A 20,762-nucleotide genomic window follows, 5' to 3' on the forward strand; every position below is an offset into this window, starting at 1 on the left:
TAATTTGCGGCGGGGGCGATTTTTTGTATCACAATGCGCGAGTAATTGGCTTAGGCACAGGATATAGAGTTGAGTAGCTCGACAACGAACAGCACAATGCACTACCATACGACACAGGGGAGGCAATATCATGATTCAAACTAGCGGAGGCAAGCCCCGATATTAGGGCTTTATAAATGAAAAATAAGCGTACATAAAAAATGAATTTAAAAAATAGGAGAGATTACAATGGATATTGAAAAATCAAACAAACAGCCACACGTTAGCTTTGGCGAAGCGTTAACAATTTTACTGATTATGTTAGTCATTATGGGAGTTGGGGTCATCAAATTTGGTCTCATGCCACAAACCCCCGTTATGGTCGTTATTGCACTCATTATTTTATGGTCACGGATTCGCGGATTTTCTTGGACTCAAATGCACGAAGGCATCACGGAAGGAATCACCAACGGAATTATTCCAATCTTCATTTTCATTTTAATTGGGGCCTTAATCAGTAGCTGGATTGCAGCCGGCATTATTCCATCAATGATGGTTCTTGGATTCCACATGATCAGTGCCCGCTGGTTTGTCCCATCCGTCTTTCTCGTTTGTGCCATTATCGGAACGTCAATCGGAAGTGCCTTCACCATTATTTCAACAATTGGAATCGCACTATTCGGTATGGGAACAACCATGGGAATCAACCCTGCGCTAGTTGCTGGGGCAATTATCTCTGGTGCAATATTTGGTGATAAAACATCGCCACTTTCAGATTCAACTAACTTGGCTTCAGCCATTGCCGGTTCAGATTTATTTGAACATATTAAAAACTTGATGTGGTCAACAATTCCTTCATTCTTGATTTCATTGATCTTGTACGCCGTTATTGGCACCCCTAAGAATTCGGGCGCTAGTTTAGGCAAAATTGATCAAACGCTTTCCGTTTTAGCCGCTCATTTCACGATTTCATGGTGGGCAGCCCTACCAATCGTCTTGATGTTTGTTTGCGCATTTCTCAAAATTCCAGCTATTGCGACTTTGTTCTTAAACATCGTCGTAGCGGTTGCCATGATTTTCATTGAGAATCCAAACACGCAACTTAAAGCCTTAGCAAGTATTCTAGAAAACGGGTTTGTTTCTAAAACGGGGAACGCTTCAGTTGACGCCTTGCTGAGTCGTGGCGGAATTAGTTCCATGATGGGCACCGTCTCACTTATCATTTTGACCTTGTCACTTGGTGGCCTACTCATGAAGTTTGGTTTAATTCAAACCGCAATGCAGCCACTCGTTGACCGATTACACAGCAACGGGGCACTTGTGACCGCTGGAATCCTTGGTGGAATTGGGGTTAACATCTTCGTTGGTGAGCAGTACCTATCAGCCATCCTACCTGGTAAAGCTTTCAAGAAGGCGTTTAATGATCACGGTTTGGACAATTTAGCCTTAAGTCGGGTTCTTGAAGATGGGGGAACGGTTATTAACTACTTAATCCCTTGGGGTGTTGCTGGGGCCTTTGCCGCAAACGCTTTGGGTGTCCCTGTTCTGGACTTCCTCCCATTTTGTTTCTTCAGTCTCCTATCACCAATTTTCTCAATCATCAGTGGATTCACTGGAATTGGGTTAAAGAAAATTGATAAAAATGCGCCAGCAGTTGCAGAAACTGCCAATTAAATAGCTTCCTTCAAACGCCGTCAACGTTAATGTTGGCGGTTTTTTGTTTGCCAAACGAAAAATGGTTGTCATTTAAAAGAAAGTGGTTATAATATAAGTGAGTGCTCACTCACTTGTTGGAGGCGACAATTTTGAATACAATATTAGTTAAAGACTTACAACAGGGATATGGCAAAACAATTGTATTAAAGGACATCAATTTAACTGTTAGTGCCGGTGAAATTTTAGCATTGATTGGACCAAGTGGTTCAGGTAAGACGACCTTGGTGAACACGATTATGGGGATGTTAAAGCCCCATCAAGGGGAAGTCACTGTGTTGAATCAATCCATGCCGAATCGAAAGCTATTGGCAAAAATTGGGTTCATGGCTCAGACGGATGCGCTTTATGATACGCTGACTGCTAGAGAAAACTTGACATTCTTCGGACAGATGATGGGCGTTAAGCGCGATGATTTGAAGAAACAGATTAAGTACGCAACCGATATCGTTAACTTGGGTCCTCATTTGAACAAGTACGTTGGTAGTTATTCTGGTGGGATGAAGCGGCGACTATCGTTAGCTATTTCACTCATTTCGGATCCTGAACTTTTAATTTTGGATGAACCAACTGTCGGAATTGACCCAGAGCTACGCCAACAAATTTGGACTGAACTTCATAAAACGGCCAAGGCGGGCAAGACAATCTTACTGACGACCCACGTAATGGAGGATGCAGAACAGGCGGATCAGATTATGATGATTCGGCGGGGCGAAGCGATTGCGCAGGGAACCCCGGATTCGCTCATTTCAGAATTTGGCGTTTCATCGGTAGAAGAAGCATTTTTAAAGGCGGGGAGGCAGCAAGATAAGAATCTCAGCAATGATTAGACGGGTGTTAAAGGAAATGATCCGGGATAAGCGAACGCTGGCGCTCATGATGATTGCACCGCTGTTTATCCTCACTCTGGTTTACTTTTTGTTTCAGTCAAATAATAATCAAACCGCGACACTTGGCGTTCGCAACGTTGACTCATCACTGGTCAAAGCGGTGAAAAACGATAATCTCAAAGTTCGTCAGATTACCTCTGATAAATCTGCCAAATCCATTATTCGGGATAAGGATTACGCTGGTGTTTTAACGCAAAAGGATCAGAAGCTAACATTGACCCTACAAAATAGCGATCAAACCAAAAGTGGACTATTAAAGAAAAGCCTACAACAAGCTCAGGTTAAACTGAAAATGCAGGCTGCGGCAAGTGGTCTAAAGGCGCAGAAGGAAGTAATCGCGGCACAAGCGAAAGCACTGAAGGCCATTCAGGAAACGATGGGTGCCGGAGCGCAAAATAGTGGTGTTAAGGCGCCAGCTAGTTTGAAGGCTGCTAAAGCATCCGCGTATAGCGTCAACACCCATTATCTATACGGCAGCAGTGATTCAACCTTTTTTGACACAATTTTGCCGATTATGATTGGTTTTGTGGTGTTCTTCTTCGTTTTCTTAATTTCGGGAATTGCGCTATTAAAAGAACGAACGACAGGAACTTTGAACCGGTTACTGGCAACGCCTATCAAACGGGGCGAAATCATCGCTGGCTACCTATCAGGCTATGGCATCTTTGCGTTTATTCAAACGGTGGTCATCGTCCTTTACACGATGTATGTCTTCAAAATTCAGATTTTGGGCAGCGTTTGGTACGTCATTTTGATTAACATTCTATTGGCGTTCGTGGCGCTTGCGTTGGGGCTGCTCATTTCAACGTTTGCGGCTTCAGAATTTCAAATGGTCCAATTTATTCCAATTGTGGTGATTCCACAGATTTTCTTCTCCGGAATTGTCCCGTTGGATCAAATGGCAAGTTGGTTGCGGCCGATTGCCCACATCATGCCGCTATACTATGGCGCGCAATCGATGAGCGACGTCATTACCAAGGGCGCAGGATTTTTCGATATTTGGGGAGATTTGTTGGTCTTGGTAGGCTTTGCAGCACTATTTTTAATTTTAAATTTATTGACGATGCGCAAGTACCGTCAAGTTTAGAGGGATGACTAATGGCAATTAATAACGTAGAGGCACTCTTTGCCGAAACCTTGAACGAAACGGATTTAACTGGGAAACAAAAGGATGTTTTACGCGCAAGTTTATCCTTATTTTCTGAAAAAGGGTTTTCCCAAACGAGCACACCAGACATCGCGCGATTGGCTGGTGTATCAGAAGGAACGGTTTATAAGCAGTTTAAAACGAAGGAGGGTATTTTGCGGGCCATTTTAGCGCCAGTCGTTCAAAATGTCTTTCCAAAAGCAGCGGATGAATTTGCGACGGACGTTTTGGAAGTGTCTTACCCAAGTTTGGAAACATTTTTAACGTCATTAGTTGAAAACCGGCTTAACTTTATCGTTGATAACCAGAAACAATTACGGGTTCTCCTTCAGGAAGTTTTGTTTAATGAAGGACTTGTTCAGCAGATTCGAACTGCTTTTATGGAACGGGTATACGGCCCAATAGATTCGGCGTTAAGCCACTATCGTGATAACGGCGAAATTGTTAACTGGCAAACGGGACGAATGATTCGCTACGTTGTGAGTACGGTAGTGAGTTACGGCATTCAAATTATTATGATGCCTGAGTTTACGGTTGATACAAAGGCGTCAACGAAGGAAATCGTTGAGTTCTTGATGAGGGGACTGAAGGTATAAAAATAGTCACCACTCTTTTTTGAGTGGTGACTATTTTTTGATTAATATGGAAGACTAATCTTCCATCATCGAATTCTTCAAAATGACATAATCCACCGTTCGGATATCAGAGAGCTTACGGCCACCTGCATACGAAATGGAAGACTGTAAATCTTCTTGCATTTCATTCAAAGTATCGCTAATTTCACCACGATAGGGAACCAGCATTTGCTTACCTTCAACGTTACGGTAGGCACCTTTTTGCGTTTCAGAAGCGGAACCCCAATACTGCTTGTAGGCTTTGCCATCAATTTTGATCAATTGACCAGGTGATTCCTGGTGACCGGCTAACATTGAGCCAATCATGACCATTGAAGCGCCAAATCGGATGGATTTGGCAATGTCGCCGTTGTAACGAAGACCACCGTCAGCAATGATTGGCTTGGTGGCAGCTTTGCTACATAGACGTAGCGCAGCTAGTTGCCAACCGCCAGTTCCAAAGCCAGTTTTCAGCTTCGTGATGCAGGCTTTACCAGGGCCAATCCCGACTTTAGTGGCGTCGGCACCGGCGTTTTCCAAGTCGCGGACGGCTTCAGGAGTTCCAACGTTTCCAGCAATGACGAAACTGTCAGGAAGTTCCTGTTTGATGAGCTGAATCATGTTGATAACGGAAACCGCATGACCATGAGCAATATCAATCGTGATGTATTCCGGCACATCGTTAGCAGCTGCGAGTTCCTTAATGAACTCAACTTCACCAGCCTTAACACCGACACTGATTGAAGCAAATAGGTCTTGTTCGTGCATCTTTTTGACAAACTCGTGACGTAATTCTGGATTGAAGCGGTGCATGACGTAGAAATAGTCGTTTTGAGCTAACCAAACGGCAAGTGGTTCGTTAATCACCGTTTCCATGTTTGCGGGAACGACAGGAATTTTAAAGGTTCTGGGACCAAATTTGATCTCAGTATTGGCGTCGCGCCGGCTTTCCAGCAGTCCCTTGTTAGGGATTAATTGAATATCATCATAATCAAATACGTTCATTGGATTCATTGGCATATTGCCTCCGTTACTTCTTTATAGTTCGCTCTTAGTCCAAACGTCCTTTACGACGTTGGTCTGGTTACGATCGGGTCCGACTGAGAATGTGGCAATCTTAGCGCCAACCAATTCTGACAAACGCATCAGGTAAAGGCGGGCATTGATTGGTAAATCGGCCAACGATTTGGCGCCGGTAATGTCTTCGTCCCAGCCAGGAAGGGTTTCGTAAACAGGTGTTGCATTATTTAAATCAGTTAAGCTTGCGGGATAATTTTCAATAGTTTTGCCATTAAGTTCGTAGCTGGTCGCAACTTTTAGCTCTTTGATGCCGGTTAAAACGTCTAAACAGTTGACTGACAGGTAAGTGAGACCAGAGGCACGAACGGCATGGCGCATCACAACACTGTCAAACCAGCCAATTCGGCGGGGACGATGAGTGACCGTTCCATATTCATGGGCAGTTTCCCGAATAAAGTCCCCAGTTTCATCAAATAGTTCCGTTGGGAAAGGACCGTCACCCACTCGTGATGTGTAGGCCTTGCAGACGCCAACGACTTCGTTAATCTTTGTTGGACCAACGCCGGTTCCAGTAGTCGCACCACCGGCAACGGGATTGGAAGAGGTAACGAATGGATAAGTTCCGTGATCCAAATCAAGCATGATTCCTTGTGCACCTTCGAATAGAACGTGTTGTCCCTTGTCGAGCGCATCATTGATGATGACTGATGTATCAGCAACGTATTGCTTAATTTGCTGGCCATAGGCGTAGGTTTCTTCAAACATTTTGTCGAAATCCATTGGCTCATGGTCGTAAAGCTTCGTAATCATTTTATTTTTAAGTTCGAGATTTTGACGAAGCTTGGTTTCAAAGACGTCCTTTTCAAGAAGGTCCGCCACGCGAATCCCAATTCGTTCGGCCTTATCCATGTAGGCAGGACCGATCCCGTTTTTAGTTGTGCCAATTTTATTTGCTTTTGTTTTTTCCTGTAACTCATCAATTAAAACATGGTAGGGCAATAAAACTTGTGCCCGATCCGAAATTCGGAGGTTATCGGTAGAAACGCCTTTGTCGTGAAGCCCCTTTAGTTCAGTGACTAAAGCTTCCGGATTTAAGACGACTCCGTTACCGATGACGCTGAGTTTATTGGAGAAGAAAATTCCAGATGGAATCAACTGAAGCTTAAAAGTTTCACCATTAAAGACGATGGTGTGACCGGCATTGTTGCCACCCGCATAACGAGCAACCACATCCGCTTTCTGACTGAGAAAATCGGTAATTTTACCTTTTCCCTCGTCACCCCATTGACTACCAACAACTACAACTGAAGACATATAAACACCTCATCGGATAGATTAGTTGATAAACACGAACAATCAACAAGGTATATGTTACCAAGTTCGGAAAAATAAGTCAAGCGCTCGACCGATTCTCTTTAAATAAGAGACAATTTACGTACTACCTCTATGTATAACTGGCTAGATATGATAAACTATTGAAAGTGTGCTTAAACCAATAAAACACGAACGAAGTGGGGGATTTGTATGTTAGAACGTTATACACGACCGGAAATGGGTCATATTTGGTCCAAACAAAACCAATACCAAACCTGGCTCCAAGTTGAAATTGCAATTGACGAAGCTTGGGCAAAATTGGGAGAAATTCCCGAAGCTGATGTTGCTAAGATTCGCGAAAACGCGAAAGTTGATGCCAAACGAGTGGATGAAATTGAAGCCGTGACGCATCATGATGTCGTCGCCTTCACGCGCGCCGTTTCTGAATCATTAGGTGATGAACGAAAGTGGGTCCATTACGGTGTCACAAGTACCGACGTGGTAGATACCGCGCAGGGAGTTCGTTTGAAACAGGCAAACGAAATTCTCCGTGCAGACCTGAATCATTTTATAGAAGTTATTGCCAAACAGGCCCGTCAATATAAAGACACGGTCATGATTGGTCGAACGCATGGTGTCCAGGCCGAACCAACAACCTTTGGCCTCAAACTGGCGCGTTGGTATTCCGAAATGAAGCGTAATATAACGCGCTTCAATTTGGTGGCTGACGAAGTGGAATCTGGTAAAATTAGCGGCGCCGTTGGAACCTTTGCCAACGTGCCACCGTACGTTGAAGAATATACGTGTGAACGATTGGGAATTCGGGCCCAGGAGATTACGAGTCAAGTTCTGCCACGGGATTTAATTGCCAATTACATTGCAACCTTGGCGTTGATCGCCACGAGCATTGAATCATTTGCGACTGAAATAAGAAGTTTACAGCGTTCTGAAATTCACGAAGTTGAGGAACATTTTAGCAAGGGTCAAAAGGGATCATCAGCCATGCCGCATAAACGGAATCCAATTGGTTCCGAAAATATGACGGGTTTGGCACGGGTGATTCGGGGCCACGTTCAAACCGCCTACGAAGACGTGACGCTTTGGCACGAACGAGATATTTCTCATTCATCAGCGGAACGAATTATTTTGCCGGATACGACAATTTTGCTGGATTACATGTTGCACCGATTTAGCAATATTCTAGAAAACCTGACCGTCTTTCCAAAACGAATGCTGAAAAATATGGACCTAACGTATGGCCTGATTTACAGTCAGCGTGTGCTGTTGAAGTTAATTGATACTGGCTTATCACGCGAAACGGCGTACGACTTGGTTCAGCCCTTGACCGCAAAGTCGTGGGATGAGGAGCTACAATTCAAACCGCTAGTCGAGGCAGATCCGGTCATTCAGCAGCATTTGAATCAGGCTGAAATCGATGATGCCTTTGATTACCACTACCATTTGAAACGTATCGATGAAATATTTGAACGAGTAGGTTTAACGAAATAGGACAAAAGAAAAACCGTCAACATCCAGGGGAGTAGATGTTGGCGGTTTTTTCGAGGAGTGCATTATGTTTTGGGGGAAACATAATTATGAAACATAATATCCGCTATAGGGGGATAACGAATATATTTAAGGGGAGGGTAAACATGATTGAAAACAATCGTGCTTACGAAGCATCAATCTAGCAGGGGAACTAAATTGATGTTGTATAAGGGAAGCAAAGGATTATTTCTTTGCTATGATATAAATATAACTGATAAATGTGGCGCAATTGTGATGAAAAATAGTTACTTTTGTGAAGTTGAAGTAAAGCGAAAGTAAAAGCTGGTAATGAAGATGCCAAATTTAAGGTTGGTTTAATCAAACAGTTGTCAAAAAAGGAGCTCAGACAAAAATTTTGCCTGGGCTCTTCCTATTTGTCTATTAATTTTTCTAATCGGGCTCCGAAAACCTACCGCAGATACGTCTTCAAAAATTCAGTCACCCGATGTTGATAGCGTTCTGGCGACTTCCAGAAGCTCTCCGCATGCGACGCACCCTTCACAATCCAAAGTTGCTTGGGAGCCTTCGTTGCCTCATAGTTCTCATACGCCATTTCAACTGGGACATAAATATCTTGGGCACCATGAATGAACAGAATGGGTAGCTTATTCTTTTCAAGCTGCTCTTTTGACGAAACATCGCCCAAATAGTAGCCGAGTCGAGTCCGGTTAATCGTGCTTACCAACGGCTCAAACGGATACTTAGGCAGGTGAAACTGCTCCTTTAACAGGTAAACAAGTTCCTCCTCAATGCTGGAATAGCCACAATCGGCAATAATCGCCTTGACCTGCTTGGGTAAGTTTTCGCCCGATAGCATTTCCATCGTGGCCCCGCCCATGCTGACACCAAATAGGAGCACCTTGGCAGATTCGCCATCCCGTTTGATCACCGAGTTAATCCAGTTGATGTAATCCAACCGATCGAGCCAGCCAAAGCTGATGTATTTACCGGCGCTATCGCCATGGGCCCGGTCATCCGGCAACAGGACGTTGAATCCCATGTCGTAGTACATTTTGGCAAAGTTGGCCATGGTTTCCCGATTCCCTTTGTATCCATGGGAAATGATGACCGTCTTCAAGGACTTTTTGGCAGCGGGGATGTAGGTTGCGACCATCCGGTTACTGGAATCCATTTCGTGCAGGTACCAAGTTTCTGATGGAATCTGATTGTACCATTTGACGTAAGCGTAGTATTGGTCTGCGTATTTTTGCTTGTCGGCAGAAGTTTCGGGAACGTAGTCGACCCGTTTGAATGCGTAGTTAAAGAGTCGGTGGCTAAAAGCGAGCGCACCGATTGATGCTAAAGCAAGTGGTGCAGTTAATTTTAAGAAACGGTGAGTCATTTAATCATCTCAATCTAAGTATAGTTTTTTCAATTCGTTGATTTCGTTGTCGTGTAACTTCAAGACGCTGTGCAAATAGTTCGTCATTCCGCCATAATCCTTGTCGATAATGCCGGTTGCCTTGTTATAGTAGTCATCTGAAACGGTAAAGAGGGCGTGCATGGATTCCATAAAGTTATCGTTCATGCCCATGTTGCGAGATTTTGTCAAAATGGATTCCACCAAATCGGCAGCTGCTTCGTTCGTATAAAGGTAGTCATTTCTAATTTGCGCCTGTTCGACACCAAGGGCATTGAGGAGGAAAACGGCGCCCATCCCAGTTCGATCCTTGCCGGCCGTACAATGGAAAAGCAATGATTTATTCTCATCGCCGTTGTCCAAGAGCATATCAAAAAACTCACGGTATGATTGCTGCGCTTCGTTACTGATGACCATCATTTTGTAGGCCTCAAGCATTTGATTTTTACCGGTATTGGCATCTCCAGAGAGCATTGCTTTCCGTTCTTCAGGTGACTGCGTACTGTCCGTCATATCTTCCGCAAACACTGGTAAACTTGTATAGGTCGCTCCGGTGGGAAGCCGATCCGGTTCGGATTTGATTTCTGCTTTTGATCGAAAATCCACGTCGTAGCGCACGTTGTAGGCATCCAACTGTGATAAATCAGAGGAATCTAATTCTGCGAGCTTACCAGTTCGTAAAATCCGGTGCCACTTGACTGTCTTACCATCGGTCGTCTTGTAACCCCCGAGATCACGGAAGTTATAGCCACCATTCATGTTGAGTAACCGCTGATTCGTCATTAAATTTACCTCACTTTTTTAGATGCTTAGTTATTAGAATTTTAACACAAACCTTTGAATAGGTGGCTGGTCGTTCTCGGGTTATAATGAAGAGTGTGAGCTTCAGCGGTTACTTTTGAGTATTAACGAAACCTATCTGGAGCGGAACTTGTTTCGCGTGATAGGGACGTTAGACGGAAAAAGTAGGTGAAGCAAGCACGTTTAGAAGCGTGTGAAAACAAACGGTTATTTTAAATTTGGAGGTGTCCGCATGAGCATTCGCGGCAATTGGCTACTTTACAAAACGAAACGAGAACCTATGAAACGCGGTGTCGCCAAAAGTTTCCAGAGTCCTAATCGACGGGAAGATGAATTGGCGCCCGCTAAATTTGATGGCGACTTAATCGTTAAGGAAGAACCAGTTGAAACGGGGCGTCTAGTGACCGTTTCAACTAAAACACCGACAACGGCGCACCTCATTTTTCTCCACGGCGGCGCCTTTACCGTTCGGGGAACTGAAAGTCATCGCCAACTGATTGAATTAATTGTCAAACAAACCAATGCTAAGGTGACCTACTTTGATTTTCCACTGGCACCGGAACATACGGCCCAAGAAACGGTCGCGTTCACGTTTGATGCTTATTTGAAATTAATTGTGGAGAATCCGGCCGACCGGTTCGTGTTGTGGGGTGATTCTGCTGGCGCCGGATTGGCACTCGTTTTACTGGCAAAATTACGCGATCAACAGGAGGTATTACCATCTACCACCTTACTCATTTCGCCGTGGGTCGATCTGCAAATGGCTAATCCAGAATTAGATGAATTAGCCCCACACGACCCTGAATTACCGATTGACGCGTTACGAAAGAGTGCCCAGCAATATGCGGGTCATTTAGCATTGACTGATCCAACTGTCAGCCCACTCTATGCGGATTTAACGAACTTAGGACCCATTGATATTTACTATGGCGACACGGAGTTACTAGTTCCGGACACAAAAAAACTGATTGATAAGATGCATCAATCAGCCGGAACAACGGTGCGAAGCTATGAACTTAAGAACATGATGCACGATTACGTTTTATGGACAAAATTGCCCGAAACCAAACGAACCTTGGCCAAATTAAGAAGCTTACTTGTCGATTAACCGAAATTAATGTGGTGTTTCAGCTTTGGAAAGACGTGAACGTCCGACCACTGCATCACCACACCCTGAGTCACCAGCGCCCAAATGGTACCAAAACCAATGGCGTGAAGGTGTCCGGTTGCCAGGTAAGACAATAAAATAATTAACAACGGTGGCGCGTAGCTGATCCATTGGCCCCAAATGGCGGATCCCTTTAAAAATTTAAAGCGCAAAATGTAGGATAAATCATCGTTGGGATGCATTAAAATGTTGCAACGTTGGTAAATTGAAACGGCTGCGGCAACGGATAAAAGCCCAATGATATCAACAATCACCCGCATCGGCAGGCTCAAATCTGGTACGCCGATTAAGTTCCATAAGTAGGTGAAAAATTCGACTAGGTAACTAAACGGAATGATGTACAGCAGGTTTGAGAAGAATCGCCACCGAGCAAAATGACCGATTAAGAATTGGTTCATGACCGTGATTGCGAGTCCGTAAATGAACAGGGTGGTCCCCAGTGGCACGTGTATCCAACTGGAAAGGTTAACCCCCGATCCAGTCCACACGGCACTTCCTAAGTGGGTTGAGATGGTCAGCGCGTTGGCCGCCGAGTTTAGAAAGATTGAAAAAATTAAAAAGTTTCTGCGTTGCTTGAATTTTTTCATTTTTGCCATTAAATAATTCCCTCTTATTTCAAATTCAAGCAAATGCTAATAAATTAATCATACGATAATAATGGACTGAAAACCAGTCAGACACGCAAATCAAGGAGGAAATAGGATGCAACTTTACTTTCTTTGTACTGGCAATTCCTGCCGTAGTCAAATGGCGGAAGGGTTCGCCAAGCAAATAATGCCGGCGGACTGGAAAATTGCGAGTGCGGGTATCGAAACCCACGGGCTGAATGCTCGAACAGTTGCCGTCATGGCCGAAAAGCAAATTGATATTTCGCGAAATGAATCCAAGTTAATTGATCACAATTATTTGATGAGCAGCGATTATGTAATCACGCTGTGTGGGGATGCACGCGACCGTTGTCCGGTCACACCACCAAGCATTAAACGATTACACTGGCCACTACTAGACCCCGCACAGGCCACCGGAACGGACGAAGAAATCATGCTCGTTTTCCGAGATGTGCGCGATGAAATTGAGAATCGGGTGCGTCAACTGAAGGTTGAATTGACGCAGTAAAAGGATCGTGCGAATGCACGGTCCTTTTATAGTACCTTCACCAAATTATACCAAGTTTCGTCAGCGTGCGTTGAGTCGGATACGCCCTCGTTTACGTAACCGTTTCGCTCGTAAAAGGGAATCAAATTTTCCAAACAAGTGAGGGAAATGCCAGTTCGCTGTTGCTGTTTTGCAACGGCATCGAGTTCACTCAGAAGTTGACTAGCCACGTGCTGTCCCTGAAAATCAGGCAGAACAACCAGACTCAAAACGGCAATATACGAGTCTTTAGGGTCATTTGGAACCGTTTGATCAAATAAATCGTCCGCCAGATAACGATTATGGTAGGCGGGGCCAACCACGTAGCCCATTATTTGACCTTGTTCGTTTTTAGCAATGATGAAGGTATCGTTGATCAATTTGATTCGTTCCGCCATGCTATCGCGAGTGGCCGCCTCGTCAGGGGTGAAGCCAGATTGTTCAATCCGCATGATTTCGGTTAAATCGGATGCGTCAGGGTGAGAAAAAGTAATGGACATGAATTTGCCTCCTAAGAATATTAAAACCTATTATACCAAAAATAGAAGCAACTAATTTTACCGGATTGGCTGCTTCTACTTTACTTTTGGAGTGATTCTTTGAGGGAGGCGAAACCGGAAGGCGTCAATTCCGATCCCACCACGCTCTGGTTTCACGGATTCGTTCAATTCTTAAATTCGGTAATCCGAGTCGGGACATTGCGTGCCACGATTGCGGATGCCGAGACATTTCAGTTTTTGTGCCATTTTCAAGGAGGGCAGTGAAGAATTCCTCGCCTTGGCCAATCGGCGTTCGGACGTCCCATTCACCCTGAATGATGAGGGTGGGCGTTTTCACGTTTTGCGCGTAAGCAACGGGAGAGCAATCCCACAATTTTTGGACGTCGTAGCGACTAAGTTTCAGTTCTTGAGGGATAAACGAGTAACCAATATCACTCGTGCCAGCCAAACTAATCCAGTCGGTGACGGGCTTTTGCGCCACCGCCCCCGCAAAGCGGTCGGTATGGCCAACCGCCCAAGTCGCCATGAACCCTCCGTATGAAGCGCCAATACAGTATTGACGATTACGGTCAAATTCCGGATGAAGATCTAAAACGAAATCGAGTCCCGTCATTAAGTCGGTGTAATCCTGTTTTCCATACGCACCAACAACTTCCTGACAAAAGGCCTGACCATAAGTCTTACTACCTCTGGGATTTAGCAGTAGCACTCCGTATCCGTTATTCGCATAGAGCTGAATATCAAAGTAAAAGTTTTCCGTCCAGGCTTGGTGCGGTCCACCATGCACGTCCAGCACAATCGGCTCTTTGGCAGAGCTTTCAAGGGGATTGTACAGCCAGCCCTCAATGGTTAAGCCATCGCTTGCCTTAAAGGATACGGCTTCGGGATTGACGTATGAATGGACTTTATCAAAGGAGTCATTTGGATTGAACAAATCGTTTAATTGCCCCGCAAATGAAAGCGTCGCAAGTGCAACCGGCAACGTTGGCGTTGAGTAGGTGACCACGAGTTGGTCACCATCAACTGACCAATTTGTTATGCGAAGGGGCTGCTCAAAGAAACAGTTTGACTCGCCATTTTCATATAGGTAAAGCTTAGAGTGGCCGCGCCAGCTGGTTCTGAAGACGAATTGCGTGTTCGATACCCATGCAATATCAGTGGCGTCTAAATTTTGCGTGAAATCGGAGAAGACGGCCTCAAAGGATTCCTCATCGAGTTGGCTGGTATAATCGGTAAATTCTTTGGTGGCAAACGAGTAGCCGTACACGTAGTTCTGGGTGTTGCCTTCGAATTCCTGTGAGTGACCGACGAGGAGCAAGCGGCTGCCATCCGGTGAAAATTTGGCGTTGATAAACGTCCAATCTGGATGTGATTTAGTTACGTTGATTTCAGTGCCAGTTTGCGTATTTAACAATAGAACCTTTTGACCGAAATCGAGGTCATCATCTGGCAGATTCTTTTGGGTCAGGGTGACTTGGGGTCCGTCAGAACTTGCATCGGTTAAATTGAAATCGGTTTGACTCGTAAAAACTTGGTTAGGCGCATCATCACCGACAGCGTATGTATAGAGTAGATAGGTTCCGTCAGTTGGGAAAAAGCCGAAGTTATCCGCTTTATGGTAGAGTCGATACACGTGACGCACACTCGGTATTTTTTCGTAAGGTTTCTTAGGGATTTCCTTAGTTTCCCGCGTTTTGAAGTAAACCGTGTCCGTTCCAGGAGCGACTTTCAGTGACTCAACGGCGTGATTAAAATGAGATACCTGAGTAGCCGTGCCTCCAGCGAAGGGAACTTTGAATACCTGATAGGTGCTGTCTGCGGTTTTCTTGGAGAGGAAAAAGAGAAAATTGGCGCCCACAACTGGGCTCTTTGATGAGTAATTGTCATTATCAAAGTTGCCGACGAACTCGCCGGCCTTCGTGAACCCTAAAATATTGGCGCGGTAATCGTTGGATTCTTGATCCACCCGAGTTTGCGTGACGAAATAGCGGTCAGTTGCCGCAACGGGCTGACTTAAGGTTTTCATTTTAAATAAATCGGTTTCGGTTAATTTTTCTGTCATGGTGGTTACTCCTTTTGAGGATAAATAAAAACGCCTAAGTGTAAGAACTTAGCCGTTTGGTGGGACTGGTTTTTGGGTAAGACTAAAAAGTCTCGAGATCGGCCCCAAACGACTGCTTGGTATTCAACATTGAGATAATCGACATTAAAATAGGCATTAATTTTTTCATTGAGACCAATCCTCCTTCTTTTTCTAATGTAATTTTAATCTTATTCTAACAGATAATGAAAGTCAACTCCTATTTTGACGGTTTTCTACGAGCTACATAAATGGTAAAATTAATTTAATAAGAAACCGGAGGAACCCTCATGGCAGCGCAATATTCTACGACAGTGGCAGTTGAAAATTTATTAAAAAATCGAGAATGGTTTAGTGCGTTCGAACTTAGCGACAACTTCGATGAGTTAAGCGAAACTGAACAATTTCACGCGTTTGCAATCGCCCACGCAGTTGCGGAGTTAATCTATTTTATCCAGTTAAAAACGGTTAATGAGTGGGAACCGAACGACCTCGAAGAAGTCCTAACTTATAACATTCCGGTTCAAATTGCGGCCCAGGATGATTTCTTTGCGGCGGTGGCACCAGTCATGAAGAGCTACCTAACGTACTTGGGGCAGTCGTCCCGAATTGAAAATCCACAGGGAATGATTGATCGATTGGAAGAGGTGGCACCCACCATGGTGACCTACTCCCATAACGATAATTTATGGAGTGCAAATAAAATTCTGGGGATACAGATGATTTACGGAGACATTCCCCTGAAAGCTGCCTCCGACTTGGCAGAATTTGAGCAAACTATTAATTGTGGCGTTCCCATTATTAAGGCGACGACGCCGAGACCTGCGCACCATTTTACGGGTAACGTCGTGGAACTGAACGACGAGTTAAGGGAAAAGTATCAAAAAAAAGAGTGATAAGTTGTTCCACAAAAAAATGCGTAACCCGACCTGGGTTGCGCATTTTTGCTATTCACTAAACTTTTTGGCTTCTGCTGACCAAATTTTCAAAGATTTCACGAGACGCTTCATCATGCTTATACATGTTTTCGGGATGCCATTGCACCGCGATAATCTGGTCGCGATCCTTGGATTCAAGGCCTTCAATAACATCATCATCAGCCCGTGCGGTGACCTTCAAACTAGGCGCTACCGCTTTAGTGATTTGGTGGTGACGCGAATTGACGTAGGCGCGTTCGCCCACTAATTTGGCAAGTTCACTATTCCCTGACACGTTGATGTGGTGTGAAGGTAGGTTGCCGGGGGCGCCTTGCGAATGCTTCAGGAGTGGCTTGTCACTTTCGGATAAATCCTGATAAAGGGTACCGCCGAGACCAACGTTAATGAGTTGAAGGCCACGACAAATTCCAAGAATGGCCTTTCCTGCAGCAACGGATTGCCGCAGGAGTTCCAACTCGAACAAATCGCGTTTACGGTAAGTGGCACCAAGCATTTGGTGGGGTTCCTCGCCGAAAAAGGTTGGATCAACATCGAACCCACCGAGAAAAGCGACGCCATCAAACAAATCCAGATAGTCGGCAACGTCACTTGGATCAACACTGGGAAGAATGACGGGAATGCCACCTGATTTTACGATGGCTTCAATCGCTGGACGGGGTGCAAATGCAGCGTTTCGCTCATTGATAACGTTGGTTGCCTCAGCAAGCGTATCAGCAGGTAATGCAATTTTTGGCTTCATTTGGGAACCTCCTATTAGTTATTTATAATATGTAGTATAGCGTTTTTTTCGTTAATTGGTTCACTTTTTGCAAAAAGAAGACTAGAGTTAAGAGGGTAAAAAAATAGATCGAGGTAAAGGAAAATGACAGAGAGACAATTAATCCAGGAAATTTTGAACAGTGTTTCAGTTTTGTATGATTTTGAGGACGCCAATGAAGATAGTAGTGAGTACACGTTGCTACTTAAGCAACAAGGTAACGATACCCGTTCATTGGAAACGGTTAATAATGAAGTTAAGCACTACTTTGAGGAAGCTGACTTCACGTATAAGGAAGAGTTACACCCAACAAATACAGATAAGCCGGAAGATATCCGGGTTGAGATAAAAAAGGTGTAGGTGCGAAACCTCACGAAAATCAGTGATGAGCCTGATAATAAAAGGTGTGAAACCTCACAGATACTTTTGCGTACCAACGACTGAACAGAAAATGTTCGGTCGTTTTTATTTTTCCATTGTTGCACTCCGCTTTTAGAACCGATAAACTTAACTTAGATCCAAAATAATAGGAGGTCCTGTATTGTGGTTCAAAACGTATATTTTAGTCATGATGGTGCCGTCGATGATTTAGTTTCCCTATTCTTACTGCTTCAAATGGATAACGTTAAATTGATCGGTGTTGGTGCAATTGGTGCAGATTCTTACACTGAACCAGCCGTTTCAGCCAGTCGAAAAATCATTGATCGCTTCGGTCATGGTGAAAAATTGGAAGTTGCAAGTTCAAATGCTCGTGGCGTTCATACTTTCCCAACTGAATGGCGAATGGACTCATTTAGAGTTGACGCTTTCCCAGTTCTGAACGAATTTGGTGCACCTAAAACACCAATCGCAAAAGAACCAGCTTGGAAAGATATGGTTGATAAAATTATGGCAAGCGACAGTAAAGTCACCGTTTTAATGACCGGACCACTGACAGACCTTGCTTCTGCATTAAAGGCAGAACCAAAATTACAAGACAAAATTGAAAAACTCGTTTGGATGGGTGGAACATTTGATAACCGTGGAAATGTTGCCGAGCCTGAACAAGATGGCACCATGGAATGGAACGCATTCTGGGATCCAGAAGCCGTTAAAACAGTGTGGGATAGCTCACTTGAAATCCACATGGTTGGTTTAGAGAGTACCCGTAAAGTACCTTTAACTAACGATGTTCGTGACCGTTGGGCAAAGCAACGCAAGTACGCCGGTCTAGATTTAATCGGTAATGGCTACGCACTTGTTCCCCCATTGGCCCATTTTGAAACGAACTCAACCTACTACTTGTGGGACGTTTTGACCACAGTTTCAAGTCAATATCCTGAAATTGTGAAGACTAAAATCGTCAATAGTGACGTCATTTCTGACGGACCTGCTCAAGGACGGACTTTTGAAAAAGCAGATGGTCGTCCCGTTGAAATGGTTTACGATGTTGATCACGATGCCTTCTTTGACAAAATTGACGAGTTGGCACGAAAGGCTGACTAATTTTGAATCTGACTCAACTGTACAACACGATGGAAGAAAATATGGGTCAACAACCCTGGTTGCGGCCGGGGACACCTTGGGCTGAAAATGCTTGGGAGATTATCTGGGGATCCATTTTAGTCCAGAATACCAACTGGAAAAACGTGGAGCCTTCGCTCAATAATTTGAAGGATGCCACGGATGGAACGTTTCACCCAGAAAAATTGCTTGAGCTCAGTCAAGAGAGCGTGATTGACCTGATTCGACCGAGTGGGTTCTACCAACGAAAATCACAAACTTTATTGGCCATGGCTCGGTGGCTCAGTACCCACCATAACGACCTAGACCAATTAAGAAGTCTGGATAAAGGAACACTTCGAAAAGAGCTATTAGCCATCAAAGGAATCGGGTTTGAAACGGCGGATTACATTATGATGTACGTTTTAGATCAACCGGCCTTCATGGTTGATAAGTACGCGAGACGACTTTTTGAAATGCTGGGCGCACAGATGCCAGTGAAGTATTCGGACTTTCAACGCTTGGTGGAACAGCATGTTGATCTAGATTTAGACGGATTTCGAGAGTTTCATGCTTTAATCGTTGAGTTTGGTAAAGTTGTCAAAAACCCAGTTGATTTTGCAGATAGCTTTCTCGCAAACCAAAAATTATTAATATAACTATACCAATTTAGGTAAGAGAGCTTATTTTTCTTTTAAAAAGCTCTCTTTTTTTGTGAATACATGCTATGATTAGGCTAATTACTTTGTGAAACCGGTTTCCAAAGCGTAAACCGGTAGTGGAGGATACCATTATGGCAATGAAGGAACCAGAAAATTATATCTTATCAATTGACCAAGGCACGACTAGCACTCGGGCCATCATTTTTGACCATAATGGTCGTAAGGTGATTGAATCGGACAAGCCCGTTCCACAATACTATCCTGAAACAGGTTGGGTAGAGCAAGATGCAAATGAAATATGGAATTCCGTTCTTTCTGTGATTGCACTGGCAATGATTGATGGCGGCGTTCATCCTGAAAATATTAAGGGAATCGGCATTTCAAATCAGCGAGAAACAACGGTGATTTGGGATCGCAAAACGGGGTTACCCATTTATCACGCAATTGGCTGGCAATCGAAGCAGACCAATTCAATCGCCCGCAAGTTGATCGATGAAGGCTATGAAGATTTAGTCCACAGTCATACCGGACTTGTGATTGACTCGTATTTCTCAGCGACGAAGATTCGCTGGATTTTGGACCATGTTGAAGGCGCTCAAGAACGTGCTGAAAAGGGTGAACTCTGTTTTGGCACCATTGACAGCTGGCTCATTTGGCGGTTGTCGGGTGGTAAATTGCACGTGACGGATTATACCAATGCCAGTCGAACGATGTTATTTAATATAACGGACTTGTGTTGGGATCCAGAAATGCTGAAAATGCTCAACATTCCTGAATCGATGCTGCCAGAAGTTCATTCAAGTTCTGAAGTCTACGGGACCACCGAAAACTACGAATTTTACGGTGAGCAGGTTCCTATTGCTGGGGTTGCCGGTGACCAACAGGCTGCCTTAGTCGGGCAAATGGCGTTTGAGCCGGGGATGATTAAGAATACGTATGGCGATGGTGCTTTTATCGTGATGAACACGGGGGATAAGCCCCAGTTCTCCAAAAATAATTTGCTTACGACGATTGCTTACGACATTAATGGTAAACTAAAGTATGCGTTAGAAGGATCCATTTTTGTGGCAGGGTCAGCTATTTCATGGCTGGCGGATGAGTTAAAAATTATCGATAACGTGCCCCAATCGCGTCAGGCCGCAATGAAGTCGACCAACAACGACGAAGTATACGTTGTGCCTGCATTTAACGGACTTGGTGCGCCTTATTGGGATCAAGATGCACAAGGGGCCGTGTTTGGCCTCACCCGTGGGAGCAATCGCGAGGATTTTGTAAAGGCAACTTTGCAATCCGTTGCTTACCAAACCCGTGATATCATAGAGACAATGGAAAAAGATACGGGAATGAAAATTCCTGAAATTTTAGCTGATGGCGGTGCGTCACGAAATCGCTATTTAATGCAATTCCAAGCTGATATTTTATCAATTAATATCAAACGGGCCGCTGATGAAGATACGTCTGCGATGGGTGCTGCATTTTTGGCTGGACTCGCAATTGGGTTCTGGAATGATTTGAGTGAAATTACAAAGATTCATGAGAATGGCCGCTTGTTCGAACCAAATATGGAAGAGAAGCGCCGAACCCGTTTGTACAAGGGTTGGCAAAATGCGGTGGCGGCGACGAGGCTGTTTAAGGTCAAAGAGTGAAGCCTAACG

General features: G+C 44.4%; 20 protein-coding genes. 12 read left to right on the forward strand and 8 right to left on the reverse strand.

The features are described from left to right. The first annotated feature begins 228 nt into the window (after positions 1-228). The 4 genes from nhaC (at position 229) to FGL90_RS05685 (ending at position 4,325) form a co-directional block, all read left to right on the forward strand. Complete coding sequence (nhaC, locus tag FGL90_RS05670; RefSeq protein ID WP_010620344.1) at positions 229-1,653, forward strand: Na+/H+ antiporter NhaC; 1,425 nt, start codon at positions 229-231, stop codon at positions 1,651-1,653. 128 nt (positions 1,654-1,781) lie between these two features. Further along, positions 1,782-2,522 (forward strand): ABC transporter ATP-binding protein, encoded by a 741-nt coding sequence (locus FGL90_RS05675; RefSeq protein WP_147657897.1) that lies wholly within the window; start codon positions 1,782-1,784, stop codon positions 2,520-2,522. Beyond that, complete coding sequence (locus FGL90_RS05680) at positions 2,500-3,669, forward strand: ABC transporter permease (RefSeq protein ID WP_010620342.1); 1,170 nt, start codon at positions 2,500-2,502, stop codon at positions 3,667-3,669. The genes FGL90_RS05675 and FGL90_RS05680 overlap by 23 nt, the downstream gene beginning before the upstream one ends. A gap of 11 nt (positions 3,670-3,680) precedes the next feature. Beyond that, positions 3,681-4,325: a TetR/AcrR family transcriptional regulator gene (locus tag FGL90_RS05685; protein ID WP_010620341.1), complete on the forward strand. Its 645-nt coding sequence runs from the start codon at positions 3,681-3,683 to the stop codon at positions 4,323-4,325. 54 nt (positions 4,326-4,379) lie between these two features. On the opposite strand, the gene FGL90_RS05690 is transcribed toward FGL90_RS05685, so the two are convergent. Continuing rightward, on the reverse strand, positions 4,380-5,348 hold the full coding sequence (locus FGL90_RS05690; protein WP_010620340.1) for a GMP reductase: 969 nt from the start codon (positions 5,346-5,348) through the stop codon (positions 4,380-4,382). A gap of 33 nt (positions 5,349-5,381) precedes the next feature. Beyond that, on the reverse strand, positions 5,382-6,677 hold the full coding sequence (locus FGL90_RS05695) for an adenylosuccinate synthase (RefSeq protein WP_147657262.1): 1,296 nt from the start codon (positions 6,675-6,677) through the stop codon (positions 5,382-5,384). 210 nt (positions 6,678-6,887) lie between these two features. Here FGL90_RS05695 and purB point away from each other — a divergent pair, with 210 nt between their 5' ends. Next, positions 6,888-8,186 carry an adenylosuccinate lyase gene (gene purB, locus FGL90_RS05700; protein WP_010620338.1) on the forward strand — a complete coding sequence of 433 codons (1,299 nt, stop codon included), beginning with the start codon at positions 6,888-6,890 and terminating at the stop codon, positions 8,184-8,186. Positions 8,187-8,634: 448 nt separating this feature from the next. Here purB and FGL90_RS05705 read toward each other — a convergent pair whose 3' ends face one another. Further along, a complete protein-coding gene (locus FGL90_RS05705; protein ID WP_010620337.1) occupies positions 8,635-9,567 on the reverse strand; it encodes an alpha/beta hydrolase in 933 nt (310 codons plus the stop codon). Positions 9,568-9,576: 9 nt separating this feature from the next. Next, complete coding sequence (locus FGL90_RS05710) at positions 9,577-10,368, reverse strand: tyrosine-protein phosphatase (protein ID WP_010620336.1); 792 nt, start codon at positions 10,366-10,368, stop codon at positions 9,577-9,579. Positions 10,369-10,618: 250 nt separating this feature from the next. Between FGL90_RS05710 and FGL90_RS05715 the strand changes: the two genes are divergently transcribed. Continuing rightward, positions 10,619-11,494 carry an alpha/beta hydrolase fold domain-containing protein gene (locus FGL90_RS05715; protein WP_147657265.1) on the forward strand — a complete coding sequence of 292 codons (876 nt, stop codon included), beginning with the start codon at positions 10,619-10,621 and terminating at the stop codon, positions 11,492-11,494. On the opposite strand, the gene FGL90_RS05720 is transcribed toward FGL90_RS05715, so the two are convergent. Continuing rightward, positions 11,491-12,150 carry a hypothetical protein gene (locus tag FGL90_RS05720; RefSeq protein WP_147657267.1) on the reverse strand — a complete coding sequence of 220 codons (660 nt, stop codon included), beginning with the start codon at positions 12,148-12,150 and terminating at the stop codon, positions 11,491-11,493. The two genes, FGL90_RS05715 and FGL90_RS05720, sit on opposite strands and share 4 nt — an antisense overlap. Before the next feature lie 106 nt (positions 12,151-12,256). Here FGL90_RS05720 and arsC point away from each other — a divergent pair, with 106 nt between their 5' ends. Beyond that, positions 12,257-12,670 carry an arsenate reductase (thioredoxin) gene (gene arsC / locus FGL90_RS05725; RefSeq protein ID WP_010620333.1) on the forward strand — a complete coding sequence of 138 codons (414 nt, stop codon included), beginning with the start codon at positions 12,257-12,259 and terminating at the stop codon, positions 12,668-12,670. A 26-nt stretch (positions 12,671-12,696) separates the two neighbouring features. Here the strand turns inward: arsC and FGL90_RS05730 are convergent, their stop codons facing one another. Continuing rightward, complete coding sequence (locus tag FGL90_RS05730) at positions 12,697-13,188, reverse strand: GNAT family N-acetyltransferase (protein ID WP_010620332.1); 492 nt, start codon at positions 13,186-13,188, stop codon at positions 12,697-12,699. Positions 13,189-13,312: 124 nt separating this feature from the next. After that, positions 13,313-15,250: an alpha/beta hydrolase family protein gene (locus FGL90_RS05735; RefSeq protein ID WP_147657269.1), complete on the reverse strand. Its 1,938-nt coding sequence runs from the start codon at positions 15,248-15,250 to the stop codon at positions 13,313-13,315. Positions 15,251-15,558: 308 nt separating this feature from the next. On the opposite strand from FGL90_RS05735, the gene FGL90_RS05740 reads away from it, so the two are divergent. After that, positions 15,559-16,164, forward strand: a complete 606-nt coding sequence (locus FGL90_RS05740) for a hypothetical protein (protein ID WP_147657271.1) — start codon at positions 15,559-15,561, stop codon at positions 16,162-16,164. A 58-nt stretch (positions 16,165-16,222) separates the two neighbouring features. Here the strand turns inward: FGL90_RS05740 and FGL90_RS05745 are convergent, their stop codons facing one another. Continuing rightward, entirely contained in the window at positions 16,223-16,945 is a 723-nt protein-coding gene (locus tag FGL90_RS05745) for a gamma-glutamyl-gamma-aminobutyrate hydrolase family protein (RefSeq protein ID WP_147657273.1), read from the reverse strand. A 123-nt stretch (positions 16,946-17,068) separates the two neighbouring features. Between FGL90_RS05745 and FGL90_RS05750 the strand changes: the two genes are divergently transcribed. The 4 genes from FGL90_RS05750 (at position 17,069) to glpK (ending at position 20,753) form a co-directional block, all read left to right on the forward strand. Then, complete coding sequence (locus FGL90_RS05750) at positions 17,069-17,323, forward strand: hypothetical protein (RefSeq protein WP_010620328.1); 255 nt, start codon at positions 17,069-17,071, stop codon at positions 17,321-17,323. A 183-nt stretch (positions 17,324-17,506) separates the two neighbouring features. Further along, positions 17,507-18,448 (forward strand): nucleoside hydrolase, encoded by a 942-nt coding sequence (locus tag FGL90_RS05755; RefSeq protein ID WP_010620327.1) that lies wholly within the window; start codon positions 17,507-17,509, stop codon positions 18,446-18,448. A 2-nt stretch (positions 18,449-18,450) separates the two neighbouring features. Then, positions 18,451-19,104: an endonuclease III domain-containing protein gene (locus FGL90_RS05760; RefSeq protein WP_033445258.1), complete on the forward strand. Its 654-nt coding sequence runs from the start codon at positions 18,451-18,453 to the stop codon at positions 19,102-19,104. 140 nt (positions 19,105-19,244) lie between these two features. Next, a complete protein-coding gene (gene glpK, locus FGL90_RS05765) occupies positions 19,245-20,753 on the forward strand; it encodes a glycerol kinase GlpK (RefSeq protein WP_010620325.1) in 1,509 nt (502 codons plus the stop codon). Positions 20,754-20,762: the final 9 nt, after the last annotated feature.

Source organism: Secundilactobacillus malefermentans (assembly GCF_008033155.1).
In the GTDB taxonomy this organism is placed as follows: Bacteria; Bacillota; Bacilli; order Lactobacillales; family Lactobacillaceae; genus Secundilactobacillus; species Secundilactobacillus malefermentans.